General features: G+C 71.4%; 27 protein-coding genes and 1 tRNA gene. 11 read left to right on the top strand and 17 right to left on the bottom strand.

Translation table 11 applies throughout. The features are described from left to right. Positions 1-143: 143 nt before the first annotated feature. A complete protein-coding gene (locus ACZ7L7_RS02540) occupies positions 144-953 on the top strand; it encodes an SAM-dependent methyltransferase (protein ID WP_453605902.1) in 810 nt (269 codons plus the stop codon). Between the two features lie 7 nt (positions 954-960). Here ACZ7L7_RS02540 and ACZ7L7_RS02535 read toward each other — a convergent pair whose 3' ends face one another. Further along, positions 961-1,416: a potassium channel family protein gene (locus ACZ7L7_RS02535; protein ID WP_285515101.1), complete on the bottom strand. Its 456-nt coding sequence runs from the start codon at positions 1,414-1,416 to the stop codon at positions 961-963. A gap of 201 nt (positions 1,417-1,617) precedes the next feature. Between ACZ7L7_RS02535 and ACZ7L7_RS02530 the strand changes: the two genes are divergently transcribed. The 8 genes from ACZ7L7_RS02530 (at position 1,618) to ACZ7L7_RS02495 (ending at position 9,800) form a co-directional block, all read left to right on the top strand. Continuing rightward, entirely contained in the window at positions 1,618-2,403 is a 786-nt protein-coding gene (locus ACZ7L7_RS02530) for a hypothetical protein (RefSeq protein ID WP_453605906.1), read from the top strand. Positions 2,404-2,553: 150 nt separating this feature from the next. Next, entirely contained in the window at positions 2,554-3,366 is an 813-nt protein-coding gene (locus ACZ7L7_RS02525; protein ID WP_453605908.1) for an SAM-dependent methyltransferase, read from the top strand. A 43-nt stretch (positions 3,367-3,409) separates the two neighbouring features. Beyond that, on the top strand, positions 3,410-4,810 hold the full coding sequence (locus ACZ7L7_RS02520; RefSeq protein WP_472074460.1) for a type I glutamate--ammonia ligase: 1,401 nt from the start codon (positions 3,410-3,412) through the stop codon (positions 4,808-4,810). Position 4,811: 1 nt separating this feature from the next. Beyond that, positions 4,812-5,957 (top strand): amidohydrolase family protein, encoded by a 1,146-nt coding sequence (locus ACZ7L7_RS02515; protein ID WP_453605912.1) that lies wholly within the window; start codon positions 4,812-4,814, stop codon positions 5,955-5,957. Between the two features lie 42 nt (positions 5,958-5,999). Continuing rightward, positions 6,000-6,527, top strand: coding sequence for an NUDIX hydrolase family protein (locus ACZ7L7_RS02510; protein WP_285515096.1), 528 nt, complete (start codon positions 6,000-6,002; stop codon positions 6,525-6,527). Positions 6,528-6,737: 210 nt separating this feature from the next. Further along, positions 6,738-7,175 carry a Fur family transcriptional regulator gene (locus ACZ7L7_RS02505; RefSeq protein WP_285515095.1) on the top strand — a complete coding sequence of 146 codons (438 nt, stop codon included), beginning with the start codon at positions 6,738-6,740 and terminating at the stop codon, positions 7,173-7,175. 33 nt (positions 7,176-7,208) lie between these two features. Continuing rightward, positions 7,209-9,431, top strand: a complete 2,223-nt coding sequence (gene katG / locus ACZ7L7_RS02500) for a catalase/peroxidase HPI (protein WP_472074457.1) — start codon at positions 7,209-7,211, stop codon at positions 9,429-9,431. A gap of 81 nt (positions 9,432-9,512) precedes the next feature. Continuing rightward, positions 9,513-9,800, top strand: a complete 288-nt coding sequence (locus ACZ7L7_RS02495; protein ID WP_285515093.1) for a DUF1905 domain-containing protein — start codon at positions 9,513-9,515, stop codon at positions 9,798-9,800. Between the two features lie 76 nt (positions 9,801-9,876). Here the strand turns inward: ACZ7L7_RS02495 and ACZ7L7_RS02490 are convergent, their stop codons facing one another. From ACZ7L7_RS02490 to ACZ7L7_RS02415, 16 genes are all read right to left on the bottom strand, one after another. Further along, positions 9,877-10,524: a 2OG-Fe(II) oxygenase gene (locus ACZ7L7_RS02490; RefSeq protein WP_285513952.1), complete on the bottom strand. Its 648-nt coding sequence runs from the start codon at positions 10,522-10,524 to the stop codon at positions 9,877-9,879. Between the two features lie 641 nt (positions 10,525-11,165). Next, a tRNA-Pro gene (locus ACZ7L7_RS02485) sits at positions 11,166-11,239 on the bottom strand. An 80-nt stretch (positions 11,240-11,319) separates the two neighbouring features. Then, the gene (locus ACZ7L7_RS02480; protein ID WP_472074455.1) at positions 11,320-12,603 is read right to left on the bottom strand and encodes an MFS transporter; all 1,284 of its coding nucleotides are present in this window, start codon (positions 12,601-12,603) and stop codon (positions 11,320-11,322) included. A gap of 116 nt (positions 12,604-12,719) precedes the next feature. Further along, positions 12,720-13,079, bottom strand: a complete 360-nt coding sequence (locus ACZ7L7_RS02475; RefSeq protein WP_261720023.1) for an MmcQ/YjbR family DNA-binding protein — start codon at positions 13,077-13,079, stop codon at positions 12,720-12,722. Positions 13,080-13,117: 38 nt separating this feature from the next. Beyond that, positions 13,118-13,624 (bottom strand): GNAT family N-acetyltransferase, encoded by a 507-nt coding sequence (locus ACZ7L7_RS02470; protein ID WP_285513950.1) that lies wholly within the window; start codon positions 13,622-13,624, stop codon positions 13,118-13,120. After that, positions 13,621-14,199, bottom strand: coding sequence for a helix-turn-helix domain-containing protein (locus ACZ7L7_RS02465; protein ID WP_285513949.1), 579 nt, complete (start codon positions 14,197-14,199; stop codon positions 13,621-13,623). The genes ACZ7L7_RS02470 and ACZ7L7_RS02465 overlap by 4 nt, the downstream gene beginning before the upstream one ends. Positions 14,200-14,232: 33 nt before the next feature. Next, the gene (locus ACZ7L7_RS02460) at positions 14,233-15,594 is read right to left on the bottom strand and encodes a B12-binding domain-containing radical SAM protein (RefSeq protein ID WP_472074562.1); all 1,362 of its coding nucleotides are present in this window, start codon (positions 15,592-15,594) and stop codon (positions 14,233-14,235) included. A gap of 53 nt (positions 15,595-15,647) precedes the next feature. Continuing rightward, positions 15,648-16,550, bottom strand: coding sequence for a LysR family transcriptional regulator (locus ACZ7L7_RS02455; protein WP_453599115.1), 903 nt, complete (start codon positions 16,548-16,550; stop codon positions 15,648-15,650). Positions 16,551-16,567: 17 nt separating this feature from the next. Further along, the gene (locus ACZ7L7_RS02450; protein ID WP_285513946.1) at positions 16,568-17,761 is read right to left on the bottom strand and encodes a glycine C-acetyltransferase; all 1,194 of its coding nucleotides are present in this window, start codon (positions 17,759-17,761) and stop codon (positions 16,568-16,570) included. Positions 17,762-17,780: 19 nt separating this feature from the next. Next, entirely contained in the window at positions 17,781-18,809 is a 1,029-nt protein-coding gene (gene tdh, locus ACZ7L7_RS02445; protein WP_471591675.1) for an L-threonine 3-dehydrogenase, read from the bottom strand. Between the two features lie 202 nt (positions 18,810-19,011). Further along, complete coding sequence (locus ACZ7L7_RS02440; protein ID WP_285513944.1) at positions 19,012-19,584, bottom strand: GAF domain-containing protein; 573 nt, start codon at positions 19,582-19,584, stop codon at positions 19,012-19,014. 61 nt (positions 19,585-19,645) lie between these two features. Continuing rightward, positions 19,646-20,269: a GTP-binding protein gene (locus ACZ7L7_RS02435; RefSeq protein WP_285513943.1), complete on the bottom strand. Its 624-nt coding sequence runs from the start codon at positions 20,267-20,269 to the stop codon at positions 19,646-19,648. Next, entirely contained in the window at positions 20,247-20,618 is a 372-nt protein-coding gene (locus tag ACZ7L7_RS02430) for a DUF742 domain-containing protein (protein ID WP_285513942.1), read from the bottom strand. Before ACZ7L7_RS02430 ends, ACZ7L7_RS02435 begins: the two co-directional genes overlap by 23 nt. A 2-nt stretch (positions 20,619-20,620) precedes the next feature. Then, positions 20,621-21,055, bottom strand: a complete 435-nt coding sequence (locus tag ACZ7L7_RS02425; protein WP_093717968.1) for a roadblock/LC7 domain-containing protein — start codon at positions 21,053-21,055, stop codon at positions 20,621-20,623. Between the two features lie 68 nt (positions 21,056-21,123). Next, entirely contained in the window at positions 21,124-22,908 is a 1,785-nt protein-coding gene (locus ACZ7L7_RS02420; protein ID WP_285513941.1) for an ATP-binding protein, read from the bottom strand. Positions 22,909-23,395: 487 nt separating this feature from the next. Further along, the gene (locus ACZ7L7_RS02415; RefSeq protein ID WP_471591673.1) at positions 23,396-23,887 is read right to left on the bottom strand and encodes a winged helix-turn-helix transcriptional regulator; all 492 of its coding nucleotides are present in this window, start codon (positions 23,885-23,887) and stop codon (positions 23,396-23,398) included. Between the two features lie 118 nt (positions 23,888-24,005). On the opposite strand from ACZ7L7_RS02415, the gene ACZ7L7_RS02410 reads away from it, so the two are divergent. Both ACZ7L7_RS02410 and ACZ7L7_RS02405 read left to right on the top strand, forming a co-directional pair. After that, positions 24,006-24,704, top strand: coding sequence for an SDR family oxidoreductase (locus tag ACZ7L7_RS02410; RefSeq protein ID WP_471591672.1), 699 nt, complete (start codon positions 24,006-24,008; stop codon positions 24,702-24,704). Positions 24,705-24,716: 12 nt separating this feature from the next. Beyond that, positions 24,717-26,282: an MFS transporter gene (locus ACZ7L7_RS02405; protein WP_471591671.1), complete on the top strand. Its 1,566-nt coding sequence runs from the start codon at positions 24,717-24,719 to the stop codon at positions 26,280-26,282. Positions 26,283-26,368: the final 86 nt, after the last annotated feature.

Raw genomic sequence — 26,368 nt, 5'->3', positions numbered from 1 at the left:
TGGAGCTGGTCAAGAAGGGTCAACTCAGCCCGTCGGCACCCCCGTTCGCCCGGTCACGAGGTGGCCGAAGACAGTCTCCGTCCGGGTCACATGATCGTGAAAGACTGCCCGCGACGCCCGTCGAGCGAGCAGAGGAGCGGCGTGTGACCGGGACCGAGCCGGCTGTCCACATCGACACGACCCGGCCCCATCCGGCCCGGGTGTACGACTGGTACCTCGGCGGCAAGGACAACTACCCGGTCGACGAGGCGCTCGGCCGGCAGATCATGGCGATCGACTCGGGTGCGCCGCGGGCCGCGCGCAGCAACCGCTGGTTCATGCAGCGCGCCACCCGTCATCTCGCCGGAGCGGCCGGGATCCGCCAGTTCCTGGACATCGGCACGGGCATACCCACCGAGCCCAACCTGCACCAGATCGCCCAGTCGTACGCGCCGGACACGCGTGTGGTCTACGTCGACAACGACCCGATCGTCCTCGCGCACGCCGAGGCGCTGCTGCGCGGCACGCGGGAGGGCGTCACGGAGTATGTGCAGGCGGACGCCCGTGAGCCGGAGGCGATCCTCGAACAGGCGGCCCGTGTCCTGGACTTCGACCGCCCGATCGCCCTGTCGCTGATCGCGCTGCTGCACTTCGTCGCCGACACGGACGGCGCGTACGAACTGGTCGACACCCTCGTCGACGCGCTGGCGCCGGGCAGTTGTCTGGTCCTGTCCTGCATGACCGCCGACTTCGAGCCGGAGAACGTCCGCGAGGGCATCGAGCGGTACGCGGCGGGCGGCGTGACCCTCGTGGCCCGCAGCCACGCCGAAGTGGGCCGATTCTTCAAGGGACTCGACCTGGTGGACCCGGGCATCGTGTCCGTACGGGACTGGCGCCCCGACCTCGCCCGCGACGAGGAGCCCCTCGGCGACGGGCCCGTCTCGCTGTACGGCGGGGTCGGTTTCAAGCGCTGACACACACTCAGCGCCGCTCCAGCATCTGCTCCAGCCGGTCGAACCGCTCGTGCAGGGCGCGCGCCGTCTCGTCGTACAGGTCCTCCGCGTCGTGCGCGAGCCGGTGCCGCCGCTTGTGGTCGCGGCCGACGAACCAGGTGGCCAGCGCCGCGGTGACCATGCCGTAGGTGGTGATGCCCACAAGCATCACCACCGTGGCGACGACCCGGCCCCAGAAGGTCACCGGGTAGAAGTCGCCGTAGCCGACGGTCGTGGCGGTCTCGACGGCCCACCACACGGCCTTGGGGTACGTGGTCAGGTTGGCGCCCTTCGCGCCCTCCTCGGCGGCGAGTACCGCCCATGCCCCGGCCAGCGTCACCAGGCCGAGGACGACCGTCGCCCCGGTCGCCGCTTTCAGGTGCAGTGAGCGGCCCTCCCGGCCGAGCAGAAAGGCGAGCACCCGGGCGAGGAATCCGGGAAGCATGGCGACTCCTTCGGGTACGGCATGTGGTCGTCAGTCTCGGTCCGGTCCGGAGGCCGGGCATGCCGGGCGGTGCGTTCGAGTTGCCGGGGCCGCCCTGTCCGGGCCCCCCGCCGCTCACCCGTTCGGGCCGGTGCGGCTGGTGGGCGGTGCGGGCCGGTGGTGCGCTGGGGTGACGCGTCACGTTCTCAGGAGGCCCCCGCGATGACCCGCTCCCGTACCGTCCACGCCCTCGCCTCGGCCCTGTCCGCAGCCGCCCTGCTGACCTGCGCCGCCTGCTCGGACGACGACGACAGCGGAACCGGCGCCCAGGACGTCGCCTCCGCCTCCCCGCTCGCGGCGCGGACCACGGCGCCCGCGGCCCTCACCCAGGAGGGGGCGAGGTCCGCGCTGATCACCGAGAAGGACATCGAGGACGACTGGACCCAGGTCGACGACGCCGCGAGCTGGCGCGACTCCCTGCTCATCGGCACCGTCGACGTGAACGACTTCGTCACCGGTAAGTCCGACGCCGCCGACTGCCAGCAACTGATGGACCGCCTCTACAGCGAGGACCTGCTCGGCAAGCCGTCCGGCGCGTCGGCACTGCGCGGCTTCGAGGAGGGTGACTCCCGGCTGCTGTACCAGGTCGCCGCCTACGACGCGGACGCGCTGTCCGACTCGATGGACTGGCTGAAGTCGCTGCCGCAGAAGTGCGACGAGTTCGAGCTGACCGGCGACAGCGGCAAGCGGACCGTCCAGGTGATCGAGACCTCCGTGCCGAAGGAGGGCAACGCCCGCCAGGGCCTGCGGGTCACGGTCCAGGGCACCGTCGACGGCTCGGCGGCCACCCTCACCCAGGAGATCGCGGTCGTCCGCGTGGACGACAACGCCATCACGGTCACGGCGGGCGGACTGGACGGCGTCGAGGACGACTCCACCGAGGAGGCCGTCGAGAACGGCACCCCGCGCCTGGAGGACGTGCTGGCCGGAAAGACTCCGCAGAGCTGACCCGAACCCGGGCGTTTTCCCGTGAGGTTCACCCTCTCGCAGGCCAACCGCCGTTGATCCTGTACCGATTCCGCAGACAAGTGGATCAAGGGACGGCACAATGGCCCCACACGGCCGGATACGGCCGCACGCCCGAGGAGAGGACGAGCCGTGACCGAAGGCCACACCCCGGCGGACGGGTCCGCACAGCTGAACACCGGTGTGGCCCACAACGCGCGCGTCTGGAACTACTGGATCGGCGGCAAGGACAACTACGCCGTCGACCAACAGGTCGGCGAGCAGGTCGCCGGGATGTTCCCGGTCATCCGGGACATCGCCCGCGCGGACCGCGAATTCCTCGGGCGGGCCGTGCGGTTCCTCGCCGAGGAGCGCGGCGTACGGCAGTTCCTGGACATCGGCACCGGGCTGCCGACCGGTGACAACACCCACGAGATCGCCCAGCGGGTCGCCCCGGACGCGCGGATCGTCTACGTCGACAACGACCCGATCGTCCTCGCGCACGCCCGCGCCCTGCTCACCGGCACTCCGCACGGCCGTACCGACTACATCGACGCCGATGTGCACGACCCGCAGGCGATCCTCGAACGCGCGTCCGCGACCCTGGACTTCACCCGCCCGGTCGCGGTGATGATGCTCGGCATCCTCAACTTCGTCCTCGACGACGACAAGGCGCGGGACATCGCGAGCCGTGTGATGGCCGCCGTCCCGTCCGGCAGCTTCCTGGTGCTGACCCACCCCACCACCGACGACGAGGTGGGCGGCGCGGGCCAGGTCCCGGCCATGGAGTTCTGGAACAAGAACGCCACTCCCCCGATCACCGCCCGCACCGGCGCGGAGATCATGACCTTCTTCGAGGGCCTGGAGCTGCTCGAACCGGGCCTGGTGTCCTGCTCGGTGTGGCGCACCGGTTCCGACTCTCCCGTGGTGGTGCCGCAGTACGGCGCGGTGGCCGTGAAACCCTGACGCCCACAGCGAGTTCCGCGGCCCAGCTCGACGAGGAGAGCGCATGACCACCCTTGCCGATCCCGTGCCCGGGGGACGTCCCGGAGACATCGAGCGGGCCACCGCGCTGAATGGGGAGCTGTCCGGGCGGGGTGTGCACGGCATCGTGCTGGCCTACGTCGACACCGCGGGGATCGCCCGCGTGAAGACGATCCCGACGGCGAAGCTGGCCTCGGCGGCGGCGTGGGGCGTCGGGATGTCCCCGGTGTTCGACACGTTCCTGGCGAACGACTCCATCGTCACCACCGACGTCCTCGGCTCCCCGGACGGCGATCTGCGCCTCTACCCCGACCTGGACCGGCTGGTGGTGCTGGCCGCGCAGCCCGGCTGGGCGTGGGCCCCGGTCGACCGGATCACCCAGGAGGGGGAGCGGCACCCGGCCTGCACCCGCACCTTCCTGCGTCACCTGGTGGCGGACGTCGCGCGCCGGGGGCTGGCCTTCCGGGCGTCCGTCGAGATCGAGTGGGCCGTCGGCCACGGCCCCGCCGCCGAGGGCGAGTTCAGGCCGGCGGTGACGGGTCCGGCGTACGGCGCCCTGCGGCAGGTGGAGTTGAGCGACTGCCTCGCCGATCTGCTGGCCGCGCTGGCGGAGCAGGGCGTGGAGGTCGACCAGGTCCATCCCGAGTACGCGGCCGGGCAGTTCGAGCTGTCGGTGGGCGCGCTGGACCCGGTGGCGGCGGCCGACCGCAGCGTGCTGGTCCGGCAGACGATCCGGGCGGTGTCCCGGCGGCACGGCCTGGTGGTGTCGTTCGCGCCCGCGGTCTTCGCCGAGGGTGTCGGCAACGGCGGCCACCTCCATCTGTCCGCCTGGGGCGACGGCGCCAGTCTGCACGCGGGCGGGGACCGCCGCTACGGCATGACGGCGGAGGCGGAGTCCTTCACGGCCGGAGTGCTCGGCCGCCTGCCCGCGCTGACCGCGGTCACCGCGCCCAGCCCCGCCAGCTATCTGCGGCTCAGGCCCTCCCAGTGGGCGGGGGTCTTCACCGCCTGGGGCCGGGAGACCCGCGAGGCGGGCGTACGGGTGATCACCGGCACCCAGGGCCTGCGCGACCAGGCCGCCAACATCGAGATCAAGCCGGTCGACCTCGCCGCCAACCCCTATCTCGCCCTCGGCTCGGTGATCGCGGCCGGGCTGCACGGCATGGCCGAGTCGGCGACCCTGCCCGAGGAGATCACCGGCGACCCCGCCGCCCTGAGCCCCGAGGAAGCGCGCGCCCGCGACGTGCGGCGGCTGCCGGCCTCCCTCTCCGAGGCCGTCGAGGCGTTCCGCGCCGACGAGGTGCTGCGCACGGCGCTCGGCCCGGTCCTCGCCGACGCGGTGATCGCCGTACGGGAGGGCGAGATCGCCGCCGTGGACGGTCTCGACGACGCGGCGGTCGCGGCTGCCTACCGCTGGCGGTACTGACGTGACGGGCCCCGTGCGCGAGGCGCTGGCCGCGCTCCCCCTCGTCGACCACCACTGCCACGGCGTGGCGACCGGGGAGCTGGACCGCCCCGCCTTCGAGTCCCTGCTCACCGAGGGCGCCGCCTGGCCCGGGATCTCCCCGTTCGACACCCCGGCGGGCGTCGCCGTACGCCGCCACTGCGCCCCCGTGCTGGACCTGCCCCGGCACGCCTCGCCGGAGACCTACCTGGCGCGCCGCGCCGACCTGGGCCCGGCCGAGGTGAACCGCCGCTTCCTGGCCGCCGCGGGAGTCGACGCCCTCTGCGTGGACACCGGGTACACCCCGCTCCCCCTCACTTCCCCGCGCGAACTGGCGGACGCGGCCGGTGCCGCCGCCTTCGAGGTCGTACGGCTGGAGGGCGTCGCCGAGTCCGTCGCGCGGGCGGGCGTCGAACCGGACGCGTACGCGGCGGCGTTCCGGGGGGCCGCCGAGGACGCCGTACGGGCGCCCGGTGTGGTGGCGGTGAAGTCCGTGGCCGCCTACCGGACCGGCTTCGAGCTCGATCCGACACGCCCGACAGAGGCTGAGGTCACCGAGGCGGCCCGGCGCTGGCTGGCCGCGGGAGGACGGCTCGACGACCCGGTGCTGGTGCGGGAGTTGCTGTGGACGGCCGTGGATCTGGGGCTGCCGCTGCAACTGCACACCGGGTTCGGCGACCGCGACATCCGGCTGCGCGACGCGGACCCGGCCCTGCTGACGGACTGGCTGCGGCTGATCGCGGGCACGATTCCCGTGCTGCTCCTGCACTGCTGGCCGTACCAGCGGCAGGCCGCCTATCTGGCCGCGGTGTTCGAGCAGGTGTACCTCGATGTGGGGCTGACCCTGCACCATGTCGGCCCCGCACGCGCGCGTGCCGTTCTGGAGGAGGCGCTGGAGATCACCCCGTTCCGCAAGCTGCTGTACAGCTCCGACGCCTACGGTCTCGCCGAGTTCCATCTGCTGGGGGCGGTGTCCTTCCGCCGGGGCCTGGGCGCGTTGCTCCAGGACCGGGTCGACGCCGACGAGCTGAGCCCGGACGACGCGTTACGCCTCGTCCGGTGGACCGGCTCCGCCAACGCCCGCCGCCTGTACGGACTTCCCTCCGCACCTGTTCCCTGTCGCGACTGAACGCGCGTCGATCCCGGAAAGTATGATCACTCAATGTCTGATATGACCGAAACCACCCCCGGCTGGCTGACCTCCGACGAGCTGGAGATGGCCCGCGCCCGGATGCCGATCCTGTACGTCGAGGCCGTGCCCGTGCGCGTCGACGACAGCGGCGAGGTGACCAGCATCGGCCTGCTGCTGCGGATCGGACCGGACGGAACGGTCAGCCGGACCCTGGTCTCCGGCCGCGTGCTGCACCACGAGCGGGTGCGCGACGCGCTCCTGCGCCACCTGGAGAAGGACCTCGGACCGGTCGCCCTGCCCCGCGTCCCTCCCTCCCTGCAGCCCTTCACGGTGGCGGAGTACTTCCCGACCCAGGGCATCACGCCGTACCACGACCCGCGCCAGCACGCCGTCTCCCTCGCCTACGTGGTGCCGGTGACCGGCGACTGCCGCCCCCGGCAGGACGCCCTCGACCTGGTGTGGTTCAGCCCCCAGGAGGCCCTGTCGCCCGCGGTGCAGAGCGAGATGCCGGGCGGCCACGGCGTGCTGCTGAAGCAGGCGCTGGCGCATGTGGGATGCGTGATCTGACGCTCACCGAGCGTTCTCACCGGCTCGGGAGCCGTTTCTCGTGCGAGCCCCGAGGCGGAAGCGAGGGGTGTGCGGGAGGGTGCCGCGGCACCCCTCCCCGCCCTGCCCGGAGCCTGCTCGGGACCTGATCGGAGCCTGCTCGGAGCGCGACCTAAATTGGACTGGTTCGTTTTCTTGAACCATTCGTGTTTTTGAGGGTAGGTTCGGCGCATGAGCTCGTCCGGAACCCCGTCCACCGCCGAGGAGCTGCGCGCCGCCGGCCTGCGGGTGACGGCCGCCCGGGTCGCACTGCTGGAGACCGTCCGCGGCGGCGACCACCTGGGGGTCGAGGCGATCGCCTCCGGCGTACGGGACCGGGTGGGCCATGTCTCCCTGCAGGCCGTGTACGAGGGGCTGCACGCCCTGACCACGGCGGGGCTCGTCCGTCGTATCGAGCCGGCCGGCAGTCCGGCCCGGTTCGAGGGGCGCGTGGGGGACAACCACCACCATCTGCTGTGCCGGTCGTGCGGCGCGATCGCCGACGTCGACTGCGCGGTGGGCGACACGCCCTGTCTGACCGCCTCCGACGACCACGGCTTCGCGATCGACGAGGCCGAGGTCATCTACTGGGGCGTATGCCCGGACTGCTCGACCGCACAGACTCCCTGAGCACGAGATCCACCAAGCCCGGAAGGATTCGCCATGGCTGAGAACCCCGACGCAATCGTCACCGATCCGAAGACGGAGGAGAGCACGGGGGGCTGCCCGGTCGCGCACGGACGTGCCCTGCACCCGACCCAGGGCGGCGGCAACCGCCAGTGGTGGCCGGAGCGCCTCAACCTGAAGATCCTTGCCAAGAACCAGCCGGCGACGAACCCGCTCGACGAGGAGTTCGACTACGCCGAGGCGTTCAAGAACCTGGACCTCGCGGCCGTGAAACGGGACATCGCCGAGGTGCTCACCACCTCGCAGGACTGGTGGCCGGCCGACTTCGGCAACTACGGCCCGCTGATGATCCGTATGGCCTGGCACAGCGCGGGCACCTACCGCATCAGCGACGGCCGCGGTGGCGCCGGTGCCGGTCAGCAGCGCTTCGCGCCGCTGAACAGCTGGCCGGACAACGGCAACCTGGACAAGGCCCGCCGTCTGCTGTGGCCGGTGAAGAAGAAGTACGGCCAGTCCATCTCCTGGGCCGACCTGATGATCCTCACCGGCAATGTCGCCCTGGAGCAGATGGGCTTCCAGACCTTCGGCTTCGGCGGCGGCCGCGAGGACGTGTGGGAGCCCGACGAGGACGTGTACTGGGGTCCCGAGCAGACCTGGCTCGACGACCAGCGCTACTCGGGCGACCGTGAGCTGGAGAACCCGCTCGCCGCGGTCCAGATGGGTCTGATCTACGTCAACCCCGAGGGCCCCAACGGCAACCCGGACCCGATCGCCGCCGCCCGCGACATCCGCGAGACCTTCCGCCGGATGGCGATGAACGACGAGGAGACCGTCGCCCTCATCGCCGGTGGCCACACCTTCGGCAAGACCCACGGCGCCGGCCCCGCCGACCATGTGGGCGCCGACCCCGAGGCCGCCTCCATGGAGGAGCAGGGCCTGGGCTGGAAGAGCACGTACGGCAGCGGCGTCGGCAAGGACGCCATCACCTCCGGCCTTGAGGTCATCTGGACGTCGACCCCGACCCAGTGGAGCAACGGCTTCTTCAAGAACCTCTTCGAGTACGAGTACGAGCCGGACACCAGCCCGGCCGGTGCGCACCAGTGGATCGCGAAGGACGCCCCGGAGATCGTCCCGGACCCCTTCGACCCGGAGAAGAAGCACCGCCCGCGGATGCTCACCACCGACCTGTCGCTGCGCTACGACCCGATCTACGAGCCGATCTCGCGCCGCTTCTACGAGAACCCGGAGGAGTTCGCGGACGCCTTCGCGCGCGCCTGGTACAAGCTGACCCACCGTGACATGGGCCCGAAGTCGCTGTACCTCGGCCCGGAGGTCCCGGAGGAGACGCTGCTGTGGCAGGACCCGCTGCCGGAGGCCGAGGGCGAGCCGATCGACGCCGCCGACATCGCGGCGCTGAAGGCCAAGCTCCTCGACTCGGGCCTGTCCGTCTCGCAGCTGGTCTCCACCGCGTGGGCGTCGGCCTCGACGTTCCGCGGCAGTGACAAGCGCGGTGGCGCCAACGGCGCCCGGATCCGCCTGGAGCCGCAGCGCGGCTGGGAGGTCAACAACCCCGACGAGCTGGCCCAGGTGCTGCGTGTCCTGGAGGGCGTCCAGGCGGAGTTCAACGCCGCGGGCGCCAAGAAGGTCTCCCTCGCCGACCTGATCGTCCTCGGTGGTTCGGCCGCCGTGGAGAAGGCCGCCAAGGACGCCGGTGTCGAGGTCGAGGTGCCGTTCTCGCCGGGCCGCGTGGACGCCGGCGAGGAGCACACGGACGTCGAGTCGTTCGCGGCGCTCGAACCGACCGCCGACGGGTTCCGCAACTACCTCGGCAAGGGCAACCGCCTGGCCGCCGAGTACCTGCTGCTGGACCGGGCGAACCTGCTCACCCTCAGCGCGCCGGAGATGACCGTCCTGGTCGGCGGTCTGCGGGTGCTGGGCGCCAACCACAACGGCTCCAAGCACGGTGTCCTCACCGAGACCCCGGGCCGGCTGACCAACGACTTCTTCGTCAACCTGCTCGACCTGGGCACGAAGTGGTCGGCGACCTCCCCGGACCAGACCACCTTCGAGGGCCGTGACCTGGCCTCGGGCGAGGTCAAGTGGACCGGTACCCGCGCCGACCTGGTCTTCGGCTCCAACTCCGAGCTGCGGGCGCTCGCGGAGGTCTACGCGAGCGACGACGCGAAGGAGAAGTTCGTGAACGACTTCGTCGCGGCGTGGGCCAAGGTCATGGACCTGGACCGCTTCGACCTGGTCTGAGCGGACCGCCCCGCCTCCGGGCCGGCCGACACCCGTCGGCCGGCCCGGCCGTCTGTCGTCTCTTCGAAGTGAGGCTGCCTGTTGGAACTCGCCTTCACCGGCCAGGTCATCGAGTGGCGCGGTCCTTCCCCGTACTACTTCGTCCCCGTACCGGACGAGGAGTCCGCCGACATCCGTCAGGTGGCCTCCATGGCCACGTACGGCTGGGGGGTGATTCCCGTGGACGCCCGCATCGGCGTGGTGGAGTTCACGACGTCCCTGTTCCCGAAGGACGGCTGCTACCTCCTGCCCCTGAAGGCCGCGGTCCGCAAACCGCAGGGCCTGTCGGCGGGCGACCGGGTGGCCATCGAACTGACGGTGCGGCTGTAGGGGGAGGGACATGGCTGAGGCCGTCTTCTCGATCCTGAGAAGACGGCCTTCGACCGCTGCTGAATATCTGGTCGGCTCAGTGGATCCATCCGTTGCACGTGACCCTTCCGTCCTCCGGCCGAGCAGAGGAGCAGGAGACCGGAAGGACTTCATGGAACACACTGGCTGATGGGAAGAAGACGATCGTGTCGTGGATCGGTTCTACATCGCGAAACGATGCCGCTGGACTGAACTTTCCTGGGGCACTCACGGAGTCGTAGACCCTCAGCTGGCCCCCTGAGAAGAGTCGTGGACTTCGGTGCAGGTAATAAATGAAGCTGATGCGTCGACTGGCTGCGTCACCTTCACCGACATCCAGATGCCTGCGGAAGTAGTCCCCGTCGCCGTGCACGGTGACCTGGCACTCAACCCGTCTCTCGGCCGCTGTGACGCCCAGGACCTTTTCCACGGTGGGCAGCACGTTCACCAGCGCCCTGCCCAAGGAAGGCGGAACGAGTGTGTACAGCACCTTGGCTCGTCGCGTATCCGGTGGCCCGTCGAGTGTCGTTGCGGTCTGCAATCCGCTCACATCGGCCAGTGCCCATGACATGACTTCATGAGCTTGCGCGGGCCCCAAGAAGTGCGGAACAACGCACACCGGTGCAGTAGCCGTAACGGCTACGCCGCGCACCTCGGGTGTCCGGGCCGAGCCTTCGGTGACCAGTGATTCCAGGGTGGAACTCACTGCGGGACCCTCCTCACATCAACGGTGCGCCTTGCGTCGACCCAGCGCATATGCCCCCGCACACAGCACAGCCAATCCCAGCACGCCCCCTGCTACCGCGCTCACCGTTGTGCGTTCTGCTGTCAGGCCGCCGCCACCGGTGCGCATCCCACCATCAGGTTTGTGGTGGTCTCCAGGTCTGGGGTAGTCACCGTCCGTGGGAGCAGGTGAGGGCGGAAGTGTGGATGTCATGCTTGGTGACGGGGAGGCAGGGGAAGGTCCAGGTGCGCAGAAGGGCTCACACCCCCCGTCGGATCCACCGGTCGATGTGACACTCGGCGACGGGGTGGGGTGCGCGAACGCAGGCGCGACACCGGTAAAACCCATGGCGAGTGTGGTGCCAACTGTCAGAGCGGCAGCGGACGAGGACAGGTTGGGACTCATTCACAACCCTTCACGAGCGGAGCGTTTGTTCGACTTTCATCTGCCCGGTGCGAGCCTGATGTCACTGCTCCTGAAGCTATTTCGCCCGTTCAGCGGGCTGCAAGGCTCGTCGTGGACGGCTCGTGGAACATGATGAGACGCGAGCCAGAAATGATCAGGGCCTTGGCTCACCTAGGTGAGCCAAGGCCCTGATCTGGAACTGCATGGTCCTGCAAAAGTCGGGACGACAGGATTTGAACCTGCGACCCCTTGACCCCCAGTCAAGTGCGCTACCAAGCTGCGCCACGTCCCGATCCCGTCTGACCTGGGGTTTCCCCGGGCCGAACGGACAGGGCAACCATACCGCACTCGGCTCGCTGGTCGCGCACCGGTTTATTCGGCGCGGGCGCGTTCCGGCTCGTCGGCGGGCAGTGAGCGGGCGGCCGGGGCGTCGGCGCGTTCCAGGTCCCGTATGGGACGTACCGCGAGCAGGATCGCGGCGACGACCACGCTCATCACGCCCGCGATCAGGAGCACGTTCTCGGCGCCGAGGGCGGAGGCGGAGGGGCCCGCCAGGGCCTGGCCGACCGGCATCATCGCCAGCGAGCCCGCCACCTCGTAGGCGTGGATGCGGTTCAGGACGTCCACCGGGACCTGGGTCTGCACGCTGGTCGCCCACATCACCCCCCAGAAGGACATGCCCGCCCCCGCCAGGGCGGCGCCCACCGCCATCGTGGGCACGTCCAGGCCGAGGCCCACGGTCGCGGGGAAGCCGACAAAGGCGAAGAGGCTGATCGCGCCCGCGCGCAGCATCCGGCGCGGGCGCAGCCGCAGGGCGAGCAGTCCGCCGACGACCGTGCCCGCGCCGAGGGCGGAGTTGACCAGGCCGTAGGCCCCGGCGCCATGCTCCTGGACCACCTCGGTCGCCACCAGGGGCAGGCTCGGGCCCCAGACGGTGAGCATGTACAGGCACCAGACGGCTATCACGCCCCACAGCCAGGTGCGGGAGCGGAACTCCCGCCATCCCTCGACGAGGTCCGCCCGGAAGGTGGTCGGCTCGGGGGTGCTCCCGGCGGGCAGCGGGGGCAGCCGGAGCAGGAGCAGGCACAGGGCGCTGATGGCATAGGTGGCGGCGTGGGCCGCAAAGACGCCGCCCGGGGAGGCGAGGCCGACGAGCAGACCGGCCAGGGCGGGGCCGCCGAGCTGGGCGGCGGACTCCGCGACGCGTATCGCGCCGTTGGCGCCCTGGACGTCGCGGGCGAGGCGGGGTGTGGTGCTGGCGACGCCGGGCTGGAAGACGGCGCTGGCGACGCCGTTGACGAAGCCGATGGCGCAGATCTCCCAGAGCACCACGTGCCCGCTGAAGAACAGGGCCGCGGCAAGCGCCTGGGTGCCGAGGCGGACCAGGTCGGAGCCGATCATCAGACGGCGGGTGGAGAAGCGGTCGGCGATCACCCCGCCGAGGACGACGAACCCGGCGAAGGCGGCGGCTGTCGCGGCCATGGCGAGCCCGACCGCGCCCGCGCCGTGGCCGTGCTGCAGGAGCCCGGCGGCGAGGGCCACGGGCAGCATGGTGTCGCCGAGCCGGGCCACGGCCCGGGCGACGAAGAACAGGGCGAAGTCGCGTGACCACACCGGGTGGCCCTCGGCGGTCTCCTCCAGCGATCCCTTCGCCATACGCCCCGCACCCCTCCCCGCGCACCGGCACCGGTGGGAGCCGGGGCCCCCTCCGCCCCGGCTCTCACTCCTGTCGCGGGATCATGCCATGGGGCACTGACAAGCCCGAGGGGATTTCAGCTGTCGGACGGCAGACCCAACTCGGGGTAGGCGTCCAGCAGTCGGGTGGGCGCCGCCTGCCGCCAGGAGTCGGCGAGGATGTCGCGCAGCTCGCCCTCGTCCTCCAGCGCCGCGAGGCGTACCCGCACCCAGGCGAACTGCGCCTCGTGGTCGGCGATCCAGAACTTCTCCGGCTCGGCCAGGACCAGTTCGTCGCGCTCCTCCTTGGGGCAGCGCACGGCGATGGACGTCTCGTCCTCGGGCAGCGTCGCGAACATCTTCCCCGCCACCCGGAACGTGGGCATGCTCCAGGCGATCTTCTCCGTCGTGTCCGGCAGGGACAGGGCGATGCGGCGTACGTCTTCGGCATCCTGCATGGCAGGCACCGTAGCCGCTGGCACTGACAATCACCCGGTCAGGGCGCCGGCCGCTTGTAGTAGAGGGTGGTGCCGCGCAGCACCCCGCCGGGGTCGGCCGCGTAGTCGGGGATCACGCCGACCCGGGTCCAGCCCGCCGAGCGGTACAGGTGCTCGGCGGGGCTGTCGGTCTCGGTGTCGAGGTGGAGCAGGGTGATGCCCTCGGCGGCGGCCGCGCGCTCGGCGGTGTCCAGGAGCCGGCGGCCGAGGCCGCGTCCGCGGGCGGTGCGGTGTACCATCAGTTTGACCAGTTCGGCGCGGTGGCGGCTGTTGGGCTTGTCCGGGTAGGCCAGGCTGACGGTGCCGACGACACGGCCGTCCTCGACCGCCACCCATACCGCGTACGGCCCGGCCGCGCGCTCCTTCCACCAGGACTCCGCGAGCGCCCGGTCCATCGGCGCGAGGAAGCCGACCGAGGCGCCACTGTCGACGGTGTCGACCAGCAGGCCCGCCAGCTCCCCGGCATGGGCGAGGAGTTGCTCCGGGTTCAGTCGTACGACGTTCACGGCAGCACCACCGCCAGTACGTAGCGCACCTCGTCGGGGCCGGGGCACCGGAAGCGGGTCGGCCCCCATACCCGCAGGCGCAGGCAGTCGCCTGCGTCCAGGTGGTGCTCGGTGTCCTGGGCGGTGACGTCGAGTGCGCCCGCCAGGACCCAGATGTGCTGCTCCAGGCCGGGTACGGGCGGCCGGTCGTAGGAGATGTCGGCGCCGGCGGCGAGGCGTCCCTCGACCAGTTCCCCGCGCAGCCCCGGATGCGGCGGGGACACCGACCGCCGTACGAAGCCGGAGGCTCGGTCCTGCCACACCGGCTGCTCGTCGGCGCGCACCAGCCCGGCGGGTTCGGACTCGACCTCGCTGAGCAGCCGGGACATGGTGTGGCCGTACACCCCGCACAGGCGGTTCAGCAGAGCGGCGGTGGGGCTGATCTCGGCGCGCTCGGCGCGGGAGAGCGTGGACTTGCTGACCCCGCTGCGTTCCGCCAGCTCGCCCAGGGACCAGCCGCGTTCGGCCCGCAGGGCGGCCAGCCGGGCGCCGAGACGCACGTCGACGGGGTCGGCCCGATGCTCCACCTGTTTCATATTCGGGACTCTATCCCAGATGTGAAACGGGCGTCACTGCCTCCCGCCGAACGCCGCCAAGGTCCGCTCCAGCGCGGGCATCGCCCGCACCACCCTCTTCGACCGGATCAGCAGGTCCCAGGCGGGCTCGAACTTCTTCCAGCCGCCCGCGTAGGCGAGGTGCCGCAGCCGTTCGTGCGTGCCGGGCTGCGCGCCCGAGCCGCGCCAGATGTTGGACCAGCGGTAGAAGTCGCGGTACGCCCGCCAGTACCCGTCCTCCAGTTGGCGCGGGGTCATGTTCTTGGGGCGGTAGACGACATGCCGGGTGTCGTACAGGTCCCAGTCCCGGTGCACGATGCGGTCCTCGGCCTCCATTTGCTTCCACAGCCCGGTCGAGGGATACGGCGTCATGATGTGGAAGGTCGCCGTCTCGATGCCCTGCTCCACCGCCCAGGCCACCGTCCGGTCGAAGACGTCCGGCCCGTCCTGGTCGAGCCCGAAGACGAAGCTGGCGTTGACCATGACCCCGGCGTCGTGCAGGCGCCGTACCGCCGCGTCGTAGTCGGTGCCGATGTTCTGGTTCTTGCGGCGCTCGGCGAGGTTGGCGTCGTTGACGGTCTCGAACCCGACGAACAGACTGCGCAGCCCGGCCTCCACCGCGCGCTCCAACAGGTCCGGTTTGAGCACGGAGTTGACCGTCCCGGCCGCCTGCCACAGACGGCCCATGCCCTTCATGCCGTCGAACAGCGCCTCGGCGAAGCGGCGGTTGCCGAACAGGTGGTCGTCGAGGAAGTACAGGTGCTTGCCGGGCAGCCGCTCGATCTCGGCGAGGGCGTCGTCGACGGCCTGGGTGTAGAAGGACTTGCCGCCCTCGAAGAAGGCGTCCTTGTAGCAGAAGTCGCAGTGGTGCGGGCAGCCTCGGGACACGACGATGGAGTTCGGCACCAGGTAGAGGTGACGTTTGATCAAGTCCCGTCGTACCGGGGGCAGTCCGGCCAGGGTGCGTGTGGTGGAGTCGTAACGCCGGGCCGGTACCCCGTCCCTGAAGTCCTTCAGGAACAGCGGCCAGGTGTCCTCCCCCGGCCCCGTGAAGAGCGTGTCGGCGTGCGCCGCGGCCTCCTCCGGCAACGAGGTGACATGCAGCCCGCCCATGGCGACATGCACGCCCCGGGCGCGGAAGTGGTCGGCTATCTCGTAGCTGCGCCGGGCCGAAGTGATGTACGGCTGGATCACCAGCAGGTCGGGGGTGTCCAGGGCCTCCAGGTCGATCCGCTCGACGTGCTCGTCGTGGAGCGTGACCTCGTCGTCGTCATCCAGGTACCCCGCCAGGGTGGCGAGCCCCAGCGGCGGGAACAGCGAGTACTTGATGGGCCGGAACAGTGGGCTGGTCGCCTCGGTCAGGGCCGGGAGGATCATCGTCACGCGCATGCCAACCCAGACAGCGTTCCCCCACTGGCCGGTTCCCGCCCCTATCCCTCGGCTGCGACCCGCAGCGCGTCCACCACCTGCCGGATCAAGGGATGCTCCTCCGCCCCGCGACGAACCGCCGCGAAAACCCGCCGGGTTGGGGCCACCCCGTCCACCGGTCGGATGGCCACGCCCGTCAGGTCCATGCCGCGCAGTGCCGAGCGGGGCACCAGCGCCACTCCCGCGTCCGCGGCGGCCAGGGCCACGACGGCGCGGAAGTCGTCGGAGGAGTGCTCCAGGCGGGGCTGGAAACCTGCCGTCTCGCAGGCGAGGACGACCACTTCGTGGCAGGGGTTGCCGGGGTACGGGCCGATCCACGGGTCCTTGGCCAGCTCGGCCAGCGGTACCTCGGCGAGGTCGGCCAGGCGGTGGCTCGTCGGGACCACGGCGTCGAAGGGCTCGGCGTACAGCGGGACGTGGGTCAGACGGGGATCGTCGGCCGGTGGCGCCCCGCGGTACTCGACGGCGACCGCGATGTCGACCTGCCGGTCCAGCACCATCGGCAGACTGGCGTCGCCCTCGGCGTCCTGCACCCGGAGCCTTATGCCGGGCGCGCTGCGGGCGAGGCGGGCCACGGCCGGGGCGACGACCTGGGCGATGCCGGTGGCGAACGCGGCGACGGTGACCGTACCGGCCTCGCCGGAGCCATAGGCGGCCAGTTCCGCCTCGGCGCGCTCCAGCTGGGCGAGGACGGCGTTGGTGTGGCTGAGGAGGATCTCACCTGCCGGGGTGAGCGTGACGCCCTTGGCGCCGCGCTCCACCAGCCGGTGCCCGGTCTCCTGCTCCAGCGCGGTGAGCTGCTGGGAGACCGCCGAGGGCGTGAGGTACAGCGCGGCGGCAGCCGCCGTCACCGTACGGTGGTCGGCCACCGCACGGAGGATGTGGAGCCGCCGCGCTTCGATCACGCCTCGATTGTCTCAGGTCAGCCGGCCAGCTCCGCACGGGCGGAGACGAAGGCGTCCACGGCCCGGTTGACGTCCTCGGTGGAGTGCGCGGCGGACAGCTGGACGCGGATGCGGGCCTGGCCCTGCGGCACCACCGGGTAGGAGAAGCCGATCACGTACACGCCGCGCTCCAGCAGCAGCTCCGCCATCCGGCCGGCCTTGGCCGCGTCGCCGATCATGACGGGCGCGATGGCGTGGTCGCCGGGGAGGATGTCGAAGCCCTCCTCGGTCATCCGGCGCCGGAACAGCTCGGTGTTCTCGCGCAGCCGGACGCGCAGGTCGTCGGCGGACTCCAGCAGGTCCAGCACCTTCAGCGAGGCCGCGGCGATCACCGGGGCGAGGGTGTTGGAGAACAGGTACGGGCGCGAGCGCTGGCGCAGCAGGGCGACGATCTCGGCGCGGGCGGCGACATAGCCGCCGGAGGCGCCGCCGAGGGCCTTGCCGAGGGTGCCGGTGATGATGTCGACGCGGTCCATCACGCCGTGCAGCTCGGGGGTGCCGCGGCCGCCGGGGCCGACGAAGCCGACGGCGTGCGAGTCGTCGACCATCACCATGGCGTCGTAGCGGTCGGCGAGGTCGCAGATCTCGCGCAGGGGCGCCACATAGCCGTCCATGGAGAAGACGCCGTCGGTGACGATCAGGCGGCGGCGCGCGTCCGAGGCCTCCTTGAGCTGCTTCTCCAGGTCTTCCATGTCCCGGTTGGCGTAGCGGAAGCGGCGGGCCTTGGACAGGCGGATGCCGTCGATGATGGAGGCGTGGTTGAGGGCGTCGGAGATCACCGCGTCCTCGGGGCCGAGCAGGGTCTCGAAGACACCGCCGTTGGCGTCGAAGCAGGAGGAGTACAGGATCGTGTCCTCCTGGCCGAGGAAGGCGGACAGCCGCGCCTCCAGCTCCTTGTGGACCTCCTGCGTACCGCAGATGAAGCGCACGGAGGCCATGCCGTAGCCCCAGCGGTCCAGCGCCCGGTGGGCGGCGGCGATCACCTCGGGGTGGTCGGCCAGGCCGAGGTAGTTGTTCGCACAGAAGTTGAGCACCTCGCCGGGGCGTCCTCCCGCGCTGACGTTGACGGTCGCGGACTGCGGGGTGTCGATCACCCGCTCCGGCTTGTGCAGACCGGCGGCACGGATCTCGTCGAGGGTGGCGCGCAGGTCGTCGCGCACGGAGTCGAACATCGCAAAAGCTCCTAAGGGGTCACACAGTCCAGTCGAGGATGACCTTGCCGCCGCGGCCGCTCGCCGCGTCGGCGAAGGCCGACTCGAAGTCGCGGTAGCCGTACCGGCCGGTGATCACGGGGGCGAGGTCGAGGCCGCCCTCCAGCAGGACCGACATCGCGTACCAGGTCTCGAACATCTCCCGGCCGTAGATGCCCTTGATGGTGATCATCGAGGTGACGATCCGGGCCCAGTCGACCGGGAACTCCTCGGCGGGCAGGCCGAGCATCGCGATCCGGCCGCCGTGCGTCATGTTGGCGATCATGTCGCGCATGGCCTCGGGGCGGCCGGACATCTCCAGGCCGATGTCGAAGCCCTCGCGCAGCCCCAGCTCCCGCTGCCCGTCGGCGATGGTGGTCTCGGCGACGTTCAGGGCCAGGCTCACGCCGACCTTGCGGGCCAGCTCCAGGCGCTCCTCGCTGACGTCGGTGATGACGACGTTGCGGGCGCCCGCGTGCCGGGCCACGGCCGCGGCCATCAGACCGATGGGGCCCGCGCCGGTGATCAGGACGTCCTCGCCGACCAGCGGGAAGGACAGCGCGGTGTGCACGGCGTTGCCGAACGGGTCGAAGATCGCGGCGACATCGAGGTCGACGGGGACCCGGTGCACCCAGACGTTGGCGGCGGGCAGAGCGACGTACTCGGCGAACGCGCCGTCCCGGCCGACGCCGAGCCCGACCGTCGCGCGGCACAGGTGGCGGCGTCCGGCCAGGCAGTTGCGGCACTTGCCGCACACCAGGTGCCCCTCACCGCTGACCCGGTCGCCGGGCTTGATGTCGCTGACGTCCCGGCCGGTCTCGACGACCTCGCCGACGAACTCGTGGCCGAGCACCAGCGGGGTGCTGATCGCCTGCTGCGCCCAGCCGTCCCAGTTGCGGATGTGCAGGTCGGTGCCGCAGATGCCGGTGCGCAGCACCTTGATGAGGACGTCACCGGGTCCGATGACGGGCTCGGGCACGTCCGCGAGCCACAGCCCCGGCTCCGCCTTCTCCTTGACCAGCGCCTTCACGCGTACGGCTCCCCTTGGGGTGAGTTCCCGGATTCGGGCATGCCGAAGAAGGCCCCGGACCGGGAGAAAAGGTGGTGTCGACTGCAATCTGCCGTACCCCCGCACCCCGGGTCCATCGAGGATTTCTTAACCGCGGCCCAAGCTCCGCTTCACGCCCTCCCGTCCCCCCTCGGTCTCCCCCCTCCCCTACGCCCTCCCGCCTTCACGGCGCGAGCGGGTCCCCCTGCCGTTCCAGGCCCATCGCGAGATCGGCGGCGGTGGACTTGATCGTCTCCAGCCCGGCCCTCCCCCAGGCCCGGGGCGTCAGATCGGCCACGCACACCGTGCCCAGCACCATCCCGGTGCTGTCGATCAGTGGCGCCCCCAGATAGGACCGGATGCCGAACTCGTCCACGACCGGATTGCCCGCGAAGCGCGGATAGTCGAGCACGTCCTCCAGCACCAGCGCCTTGCGCCGGACCACCACATGCGGACAGAACCCGTGATCGCGCGGCAGCACCCGCCCCATCTCCGGACTGCTCCCGTCGCCCTTGCGGTAGGTACCGCAGGCCGGCCTGCGCAGCCCCGCGAAGAACTGCCGGTGCTCGTCGACGAAGTTGACCATGGCGTACGGCGCCCCGGTCGCGTCGCCGAGCCGGTCGGCGAAGGCGTCGAGGGCGGGGTCGGCCCGCTCCCCGAGCCCCAGACTGCGCAGTCGGCGCGCGCGGGCGGGGGCTTCGCCGTCCTGCGGGGTGAGCAGCAGACGACCGGCCGGACGGGGCGGGTCGTAGCTCATCGGCGCACTCCCTCGGTGTGGACGTATGGCATGGTGGCGGGCTCCGTGAGGTGTGCGGGGATCACATGTGGGCACCGTGGCCGGTGGCCTGGGCGGGGGTGTGGGCGATGAGGTGCCTGACCAGGGTCAGCAGGGTCTGCACGCCCGAGCTGGAGATCCGGGCGTCGCAGCGCACGACGGGGATCTGCGGGTCGAGGTCGATGGCGGCCCGGACCTCCTCGGGGTCGTAGCGGTAGGCGCCGTCGAACTCGTTGATCGCGAGGATGAAGCCGAGGCCGCGCTGTTCGAAGAAGTCGACGGCGGCGAAGCAGTCCTCCAGGCGCCGGGTGTCGGCGAGCACGACGGCGCCGAGGGCGCCCTCGCACAGCTCGTCCCACATGAACCAGAAGCGCTCCTGCCCGGGCGTGCCGAACAGGTAGAGGACATGCTGCGGGTCGAGGGTGATCCGGCCGAAGTCCATGGCGACCGTGGTCTCGACCTTGTTCTCGATGCCGTCGAGGTTGTCGGTCGCGGCGCTGACCGTGGTGAGCAGCTCCTCGGTGCTGAGCGGCGCGATCTCGCTGACGGCGCCGACGAAGGTCGTCTTGCCGACCCCGAAGCCGCCCGCCACGAGGATCTTCAGCGCGGTGGGGAACGGGTCCGCGCCCGTGCGGCCCGCGTAGTCAGAGCTGTCGTCGTAGTCCATCGAGCACTGCCTCCAGAAGGGCCCGGTCAGTGGGGTTGTGGTGGAACTCGGGGGGCTTGGTGGTGAGTGCCCCGCAGTCGACGAGGTCCGACAGCAGCACCTTGGTCACCGCCGCCGGCAGCTTCAGGTGCGCCGAGACCTCCGCGACCGACACGGGGGCGCGGCACAGGTCGAGCGCCTCCGTGTGTTCGGGGCCCAGATAGCCGAGGGGGGTCGCCCCGGTGGCCATCACCTGAGAGATCAGGTCGAGGGCGACGGTGGGCCGGGTCCGGCCGTTGCTGACCGTGAAGGGGCGCACCAGCCGTCCGGCCGCGTCGTCGAGCCAGGGCCCGTCACCGGCCGCCGCCACGCTCAATGCCTCGACGCCGACGGTTCGACGGCGTGCTGCCGGGGCGCGGTGACCAGGTACGGGCGGACGCTCTTGACCAGCATCGCCATCTCGTAGCCGAGGACGGCGGCGTCGGCCTCGCGGCCGGCCAGGACGGCGAGGCAGGTGCCGGAGCCGGCGGTGGTGACGAACAGCAGGGTCGAGTCGAGTTCGACCACGACCTGGCGTACGTCGCCGCCGTCGCCGAAGCGGACTCCGGCGCTGCGGCCGAGGGAGTACAGGCCGGAGGCCAGGGCCGCCATGTGGTCGGCGCTGTCGGCATCGAGGCCGTGAACCGACTTCACAAGGCCGTCGCAGGAGAGGAGCACCGCACTGGTCGTGTGCGGTACGCGCTGCACGAGGCCGCTCATCAGCCAGTCGAGATCGGATACATGGCCGGTCGGCGCTTCGCTCGCCATGGTGGATCGACTCCTTGAGGTACGAAGGTCTGCGGGAGCGCTGGGGGTGGGCGTGTACGCGTGCGTGGTCATCCGGCTGGTGTGCTCCCGTCGTGCCGGTCGGTGTGCTCGGAGTGGGACAGGTGCGTGGGGGTGTCCGGTATCCGCGCCGGGGTCACGTCCGTCTCCAGGAACTCCGCGGTCAGGGGGTCGAGTTGGTGCTCGGACTCCAGGTGCTGCTGGGCCTCGGCGAGGCCGATGCCGCGTTGGAAGGCGGCCATGAGTCCGGGGTCGTGCCCGGGGAGGTGCTCGGGTTCCTGGCGGGGCAGGGGGCCGTCGCGCAGTTGGGGTGCGATGTGCTCCTGGGCGCGGCGGCGGGGCAGTTGGGGTTTGCCCATGGTGCCGCGGACGGCTCCGGAGCGCGGGACGGGCGGGGCGCCGTTGTGCTCGACGACGGCGCGGTCCTGGGGGCGGATGCCGGGTACGGCCTCGGCGATGGTGGGCCGCTCCTCGTGGGAGCCGCGCACGGGCAGGGGTACGGGGCCGCCCGCGGCCGGCGCCTTGGGGCGCTGCGGTGCCGGACGCCCGGCGGGCCGCTGCGCACCCGGCGCCACGGTCTGCGCCGCTACGGCGCCGGTGGCGTCCTCGACTCCGGCGGGGCCGCCGGAGTCGGCGCCGAGCAGGCCCTGCGGTACGACGAGGACGGCCTGGACTCCGCCGTAGATGTTGGTCTGCAGCCGGACGTTGATGCCGTGGCGGCGGGCGAGCTGGGAGACGACGAACAGGCCGATGCGGCCGTCGGCGAGCAGGCGGCCGACGTTGACCTGGTCGGGGTCGGCGAGCAGGGCGTTCATGCGCTCCTGCTCCTCGACGGGCATGCCGAGTCCGCGGTCCTCGACCTCGACGGCGAGCCCGGAGGTGACGAGGTTGGCCCGGAGCAGCACCTGGGTGTGCGGGGCGGAGAACACGGTGGCGTTCTCGACGAGTTCGGCGAGCAGGTGGATGACGTCGGCGACGGCGTGGCCGCGCAGGGTGCCGTCGATGGGCGGCACCAGTTTGACCCGGGAGTACTGCTCGACCTCGGCGATGGCGGAGCGCAGTACCTCGGTCATGGGGACCGGGTTGCTCCACTGGCGGCGGGAGACGGCGCCGCCGAGGACGGCGAGGTTCTCGGCGTGGCGGCGGATCCGGGTGGCGAGGTGGTCGACGTGGAAGAGGCCCTTGAGCAGGTCGGGGTCCTCCATCTCGTTCTCCAGCTCGTCGAGGATGGAGATCTCGCGGTGCACCAGGGACTGCAGGCGCCGGGCGAGGTTGACGAAGACTTCGAGCTTCTGTTCGTCGCCGGCCTGGCTGGAGAGCTGGGTGGCCTGGACGACGGCGGTGACGGCCCCGTCGTGGGCGCGGGCCAGGTCGGCGGCGAGGAGTTCGAAGTCGTCGGCGTCGTCGGGCGGGCCGCTGCGCGGTTTGCGCCGGGGCGGGGTGTCGCCGCGGCGCAGGGCGTCGACGAGGGCGCGCAGTTCGGCCTCGCCGCGGGCGGTGGAGCGGCGCAGGGCGCCGACGCGCTCGCTGACGGAGCGGGCGGTGCGGTCGGCGACGACGGCGGCGATCACGAGGGCCGCGAGGGCGACGGCGGCGGCTCCGCCGAGCATGCCCCACAGGGTGATGCCGGGCCGGGCGCCGGTGCTGCGGACGGTGAACAGCACGGCGGCGCAGGCGGCGAGGGCCACCGCGACGGGTGGGAGCACGGCGAGCCGGAGGAGCTGCGGCCGTATGTGCGTCTCGGGCAGCGCGGGTGCGGGGCGGGCGACCGGCCGACCGTGCCGCCCGCCCTCACGGCGGTCTGCGCGTGCGGCCGGTGCGCGGAGGTGAGACATCGGTGTCCTCGTAGCTGTGTCCGTCGGGCGTGGTCCTCACGACGCCCGGCTCGGTGTCCGCGCCGGGCGTGCGCCATCGCGGTGTCGGTCGAGAGAGGGCGGAAAGAACGGCCCTGCGTCGCCCGACGGACACTGACAGTAGTCGGCAAGGCAACATGTGCGGTGGGCAGTTGACAAACTCGTACGCGGAACGCCCGGCTCTGGTATGGGCGCACGGGCGACAGATCGTCAGCCCTCATCGAACATCGCACCGGAACGACTAACTACCGATCACACCTGGTCAGAAGGTGTGCCTGAAGAAGCATCAAGAGGCGGACAGCCTCTCGCTCTCCGCCCCTCGGCGTTCGTTTTTTCTCCGCCAGAGGTCAACCTGACGCCACCCGGTTCACCCTCCCGAGGGTTCTGGCCCGACGGTGACGGGGCGTGGTGGGGGGCGGGGACGGCCCCGGGCGCCAGGAAGGCGCCGACGACAGGACGCCGCCGCGCCTCAGGAAGGGTCCGCCTCCACCCGGACCAGCCCCGGCCCCTCGTCCACGTACGTCCCCCCGTCCGCCACGTCGTGCCCCTCACCGCACCGCAGCGCGGCGCGCACCTCGGCGCCGCAGTCCTTGTGGCGTACGACGACCGCGGGTCCCTGCTCGTCGGCGGCCCAGGTGTCGCCCCACTGCCGCAGGGCCACGAGTACGGGCAGGAAGTCACGTCCCTTCCGCGTCAGCTGATAGGCGTGCCGGGTCCGCTGGCCCGGCTCCCGGTACGGCACCCGCTCCAGCAGTCCGGCCGCGGTCAGCTCCTTCAGGCGTGCCGCGGCGGCCGGTTCGCCGACCCCCACACGCTTGGCGAAGTCGTCGAAGCGCCGGGTGCCGAAGAACGCCTCGCGCATGATCAGCAGCGCCGTCCTGGTGCCGACGATCTCCAGGGTCCGGGCAATGGAGCAGTTGGCCATGGACCAGGTGTCCCGCTCCGCCAGCAGATCGCTCATGCCCGCCTCTTCCGCTTTCCCGGCTGACTTGCCTCAACAGATGTCAGACTATACCGTCGCACCTGACTTACGAATCCATAAGTCAGCTTCCGCTACGTGCATCCGTTGGAGAGAAGTCATGGACATCAGCACGGCAACCGCCCTGGTCACCGGCGCCAACCGGGGACTCGGCAGGGCCCTGGCCCAGGAGCTGACCGCGCGCGGCGCCACCGTGTACGCGGCCGCCCGAAGGCCCGAGCAGGTCGATCTGCCCGGTGTGAAGGCGATCCGGCTGGACGTCACCGATCCCGAGTCGGTCGCGGCGGCCGCCGAGGCGGCCGGTGACGTCAATCTCCTGATCAACAACGCCGGCACCTCCACCGGCGCCGACCCGCTGACCGGCGACTGGGACGACCTCCGGCTGGAACTGGACACCCACTACCTGGGCAGCCTGCGCGTGATCCGGGCCTTCGCCCCGGTGATCGAGGCCCGCGGCGGCGGGTCGATCCTCAACATCCTGTCGGTCCTGTCATGGATCGGCTTCCCGACCGTCGGCGCCTACGCCGCCGCCAAGTCCGCGGCCTGGAGCATGACCAACACCGTCCGCCAGCAGCTGGCGCCCCGCGGCATCACCGTGTCCGCGCTGCACGTCGGCTACATGGACACCGACATGGCCCGCCACGTCACCCAGCCCAAGACCGCCCCCGCGGACGTCGCCCGCGCCGCCGTGGACGGCATCGCCGCGGGTTCGCCCGAGATCGTCGTCGACGACCTGAGCCGCCAGGTCCAGGCGGGCCTCGCGGGCGGCGTCGCCGCCCTGTACCCCCAGCTCGGCTGAGACGAGGACGCCGTGACCTCCACCCCCTCCCCCGTGGCCGCCGATCCGGCGGCCACGCCGCGGCCCGCCGACGGGCGGCAGGCCTCCCGGTTCACCGCGACCGTGACCCTCGTCGCCATGTGTCTCGGGGCCATGACGACCTTCCTGCTGATCACCGCGTCCGTGTCGGCGCTCGCGGCCATCCAGGACGACCTGCGCGTCTCCCCGACCGGGCTGGTCTGGATCCCCTCCGCCTACACCCTGCTCGTGGCCTGTCTGGTGATGTCGGCGGGCACGGTCGGCAACCTCTACGGCCGCAAACGCGCCTTCCTGACCGGCGCCGCGATCCTGATCGTGGGCTCGCTCACCGTCTACGCCTCGACCTCCGTGACCGGTGTCATCGCCGGTCAGCTGATATCCGGCGTCGGCGGAGCGCTCGTCCTGCCCAACAGCCTGGCCATCCTGGGCGCCGCCTTCCCCGACCCGCACCGCCGCACCGAGGTGGTCACGCTGTGGGCGGCCTCCTCCGGCATCGGACTGGCCGTCGGGCCGGTCATCGCGGGCACCCTGCTGAACCACTTCCACTGGCACACGGTGTTCCTGTCGACCGCCGTGCTCGCCGTGGTCACGATGGCGGTCGCCGCCGTCGTCGCCGAGTCACGCGCCCCCGGCGGCAGACTCGACATCCCCGGCCAGATCCTGGCCGTCCTGGGCATCGCCGCCCTCGTCTACGCCCTCATCGAGGGCGGCCACGAGGGCTACACCGCCCCGCGCATCCTGGCCGCCTGGTTCGTCGCGGTCGCGGCGCTGACCGGCTTCGTCCTCGTCGAACGCGCCGCCCGCGCCCCCATGCTGGACATCTCCCTGTTCCGCTCGGCGTCCTTCAGCGCGGTCATGTTCGTCGCGGCCGTCTCCCTGTTCGGCTTCACCGGGGTCGCCATCCTGTCGGTGCTCTTCTACGAACGGGTCCAGCACCTGTCCGCCCTGGACGTGGCGTGGCGGCTGCTGCCCTTCTTCGGGACGTACGTGGTCGTCGCCTACGCCGCCGGGGCCCTCATCCGCCGTACCGGCTTCAAGCTCCCCCTCACGGCGGGCTTCCTCCTCGGCGCGGGCGCCGGCGCCGGATTCCTCACCGTGGGACCCGACACCCCCTACTCCCAGGTGTGGTGGCTGTACGTCCTCTTCGGCGCCGCCTGCGGCATGGTGGCCGCGCCCAGCACCGCCGCCGCCCTGGTCAGCGTCTCCCACGAACGCGCCGGAATGGCCTCGGGCGCCGTGAACGCCTTCCGCCAGGTCGGCTCGGTGACCGGCTCCGCCCTCCTCGGCGCCCTGCTCGCCAACCGGCTCCAGTCCCGGCTTCCGGCCGAGCTGGAGGCCCACGGCGTACCCGAGGTGTCCAGGCCTGCCGTCGAACACGCCGTCTCCACCGGCGGCGCCCACGGCCCGGCCCCGCGGGACGTGACGGCCGCCATCGGCGACGCCTTCACTTCCGGAGTGCACGCCGGCATGGTCGTCATCGCCGCCGTGTTCCTGTGCGCGGCACTGGCCTCCGCGCTGCTGGTGCACAACCGCCCGCACCGGAGCGGCACGACGGGCTGACCCCGGTGCACGCACCGGTGCGGGGCGGTGCGATACGGCGTGGTGCACCGGTGTGGTGCGGGGCGGTGCGATACGGCGTGGTGCGG

The sequence above is a fragment of the Streptomyces sp. NPDC110618 genome (assembly GCF_055657065.1).
Note: the sequence above shows the minus strand (reverse complement) of the source record. Positions and strands in the feature narration are given on the sequence as shown.

What these genes read in the sequence shown, in the direction of transcription:
- ACZ7L7_RS02530 (WP_453605906.1), top strand. Translation starts at nt 1,618, where the DNA reads ATGACCCGCTCCCGTACCGTCCACGCCCTCGCCTCGGCCCTGTCCGCA.
- ACZ7L7_RS02460 (WP_472074562.1), bottom strand. Translation starts at nt 15,594, where the DNA reads ATGATCCTCCCGGCCCTGACCGAGGCGACCAGCCCACTGTTCCGGCCC.
- katG (WP_472074457.1), top strand. Translation starts at nt 7,209, where the DNA reads ATGGCTGAGAACCCCGACGCAATCGTCACCGATCCGAAGACGGAGGAG.
- ACZ7L7_RS02480 (WP_472074455.1), bottom strand. Translation starts at nt 12,603, where the DNA reads ATGGCGAAGGGATCGCTGGAGGAGACCGCCGAGGGCCACCCGGTGTGG.
- ACZ7L7_RS02465 (WP_285513949.1), bottom strand. Translation starts at nt 14,199, where the DNA reads ATGAAACAGGTGGAGCATCGGGCCGACCCCGTCGACGTGCGTCTCGGC.
- ACZ7L7_RS02450 (WP_285513946.1), bottom strand. Translation starts at nt 17,761, where the DNA reads ATGTTCGACTCCGTGCGCGACGACCTGCGCGCCACCCTCGACGAGATC.
- ACZ7L7_RS02440 (WP_285513944.1), bottom strand. Translation starts at nt 19,584, where the DNA reads ATGAGCTACGACCCGCCCCGTCCGGCCGGTCGTCTGCTGCTCACCCCG.
- ACZ7L7_RS02415 (WP_471591673.1), bottom strand. Translation starts at nt 23,887, where the DNA reads ATGAGCGATCTGCTGGCGGAGCGGGACACCTGGTCCATGGCCAACTGC.
- ACZ7L7_RS02505 (WP_285515095.1), top strand. Translation starts at nt 6,738, where the DNA reads ATGAGCTCGTCCGGAACCCCGTCCACCGCCGAGGAGCTGCGCGCCGCC.
- ACZ7L7_RS02435 (WP_285513943.1), bottom strand. Translation starts at nt 20,269, where the DNA reads ATGGACTACGACGACAGCTCTGACTACGCGGGCCGCACGGGCGCGGAC.
- ACZ7L7_RS02510 (WP_285515096.1), top strand. Translation starts at nt 6,000, where the DNA reads ATGACCGAAACCACCCCCGGCTGGCTGACCTCCGACGAGCTGGAGATG.
- ACZ7L7_RS02535 (WP_285515101.1), bottom strand. Translation starts at nt 1,416, where the DNA reads ATGCTTCCCGGATTCCTCGCCCGGGTGCTCGCCTTTCTGCTCGGCCGG.
- ACZ7L7_RS02475 (WP_261720023.1), bottom strand. Translation starts at nt 13,079, where the DNA reads ATGCAGGATGCCGAAGACGTACGCCGCATCGCCCTGTCCCTGCCGGAC.
- ACZ7L7_RS02520 (WP_472074460.1), top strand. Translation starts at nt 3,410, where the DNA reads ATGACCACCCTTGCCGATCCCGTGCCCGGGGGACGTCCCGGAGACATC.
- ACZ7L7_RS02420 (WP_285513941.1), bottom strand. Translation starts at nt 22,908, where the DNA reads ATGTCTCACCTCCGCGCACCGGCCGCACGCGCAGACCGCCGTGAGGGC.
- ACZ7L7_RS02410 (WP_471591672.1), top strand. Translation starts at nt 24,006, where the DNA reads ATGGACATCAGCACGGCAACCGCCCTGGTCACCGGCGCCAACCGGGGA.
- ACZ7L7_RS02425 (WP_093717968.1), bottom strand. Translation starts at nt 21,055, where the DNA reads ATGGCGAGCGAAGCGCCGACCGGCCATGTATCCGATCTCGACTGGCTG.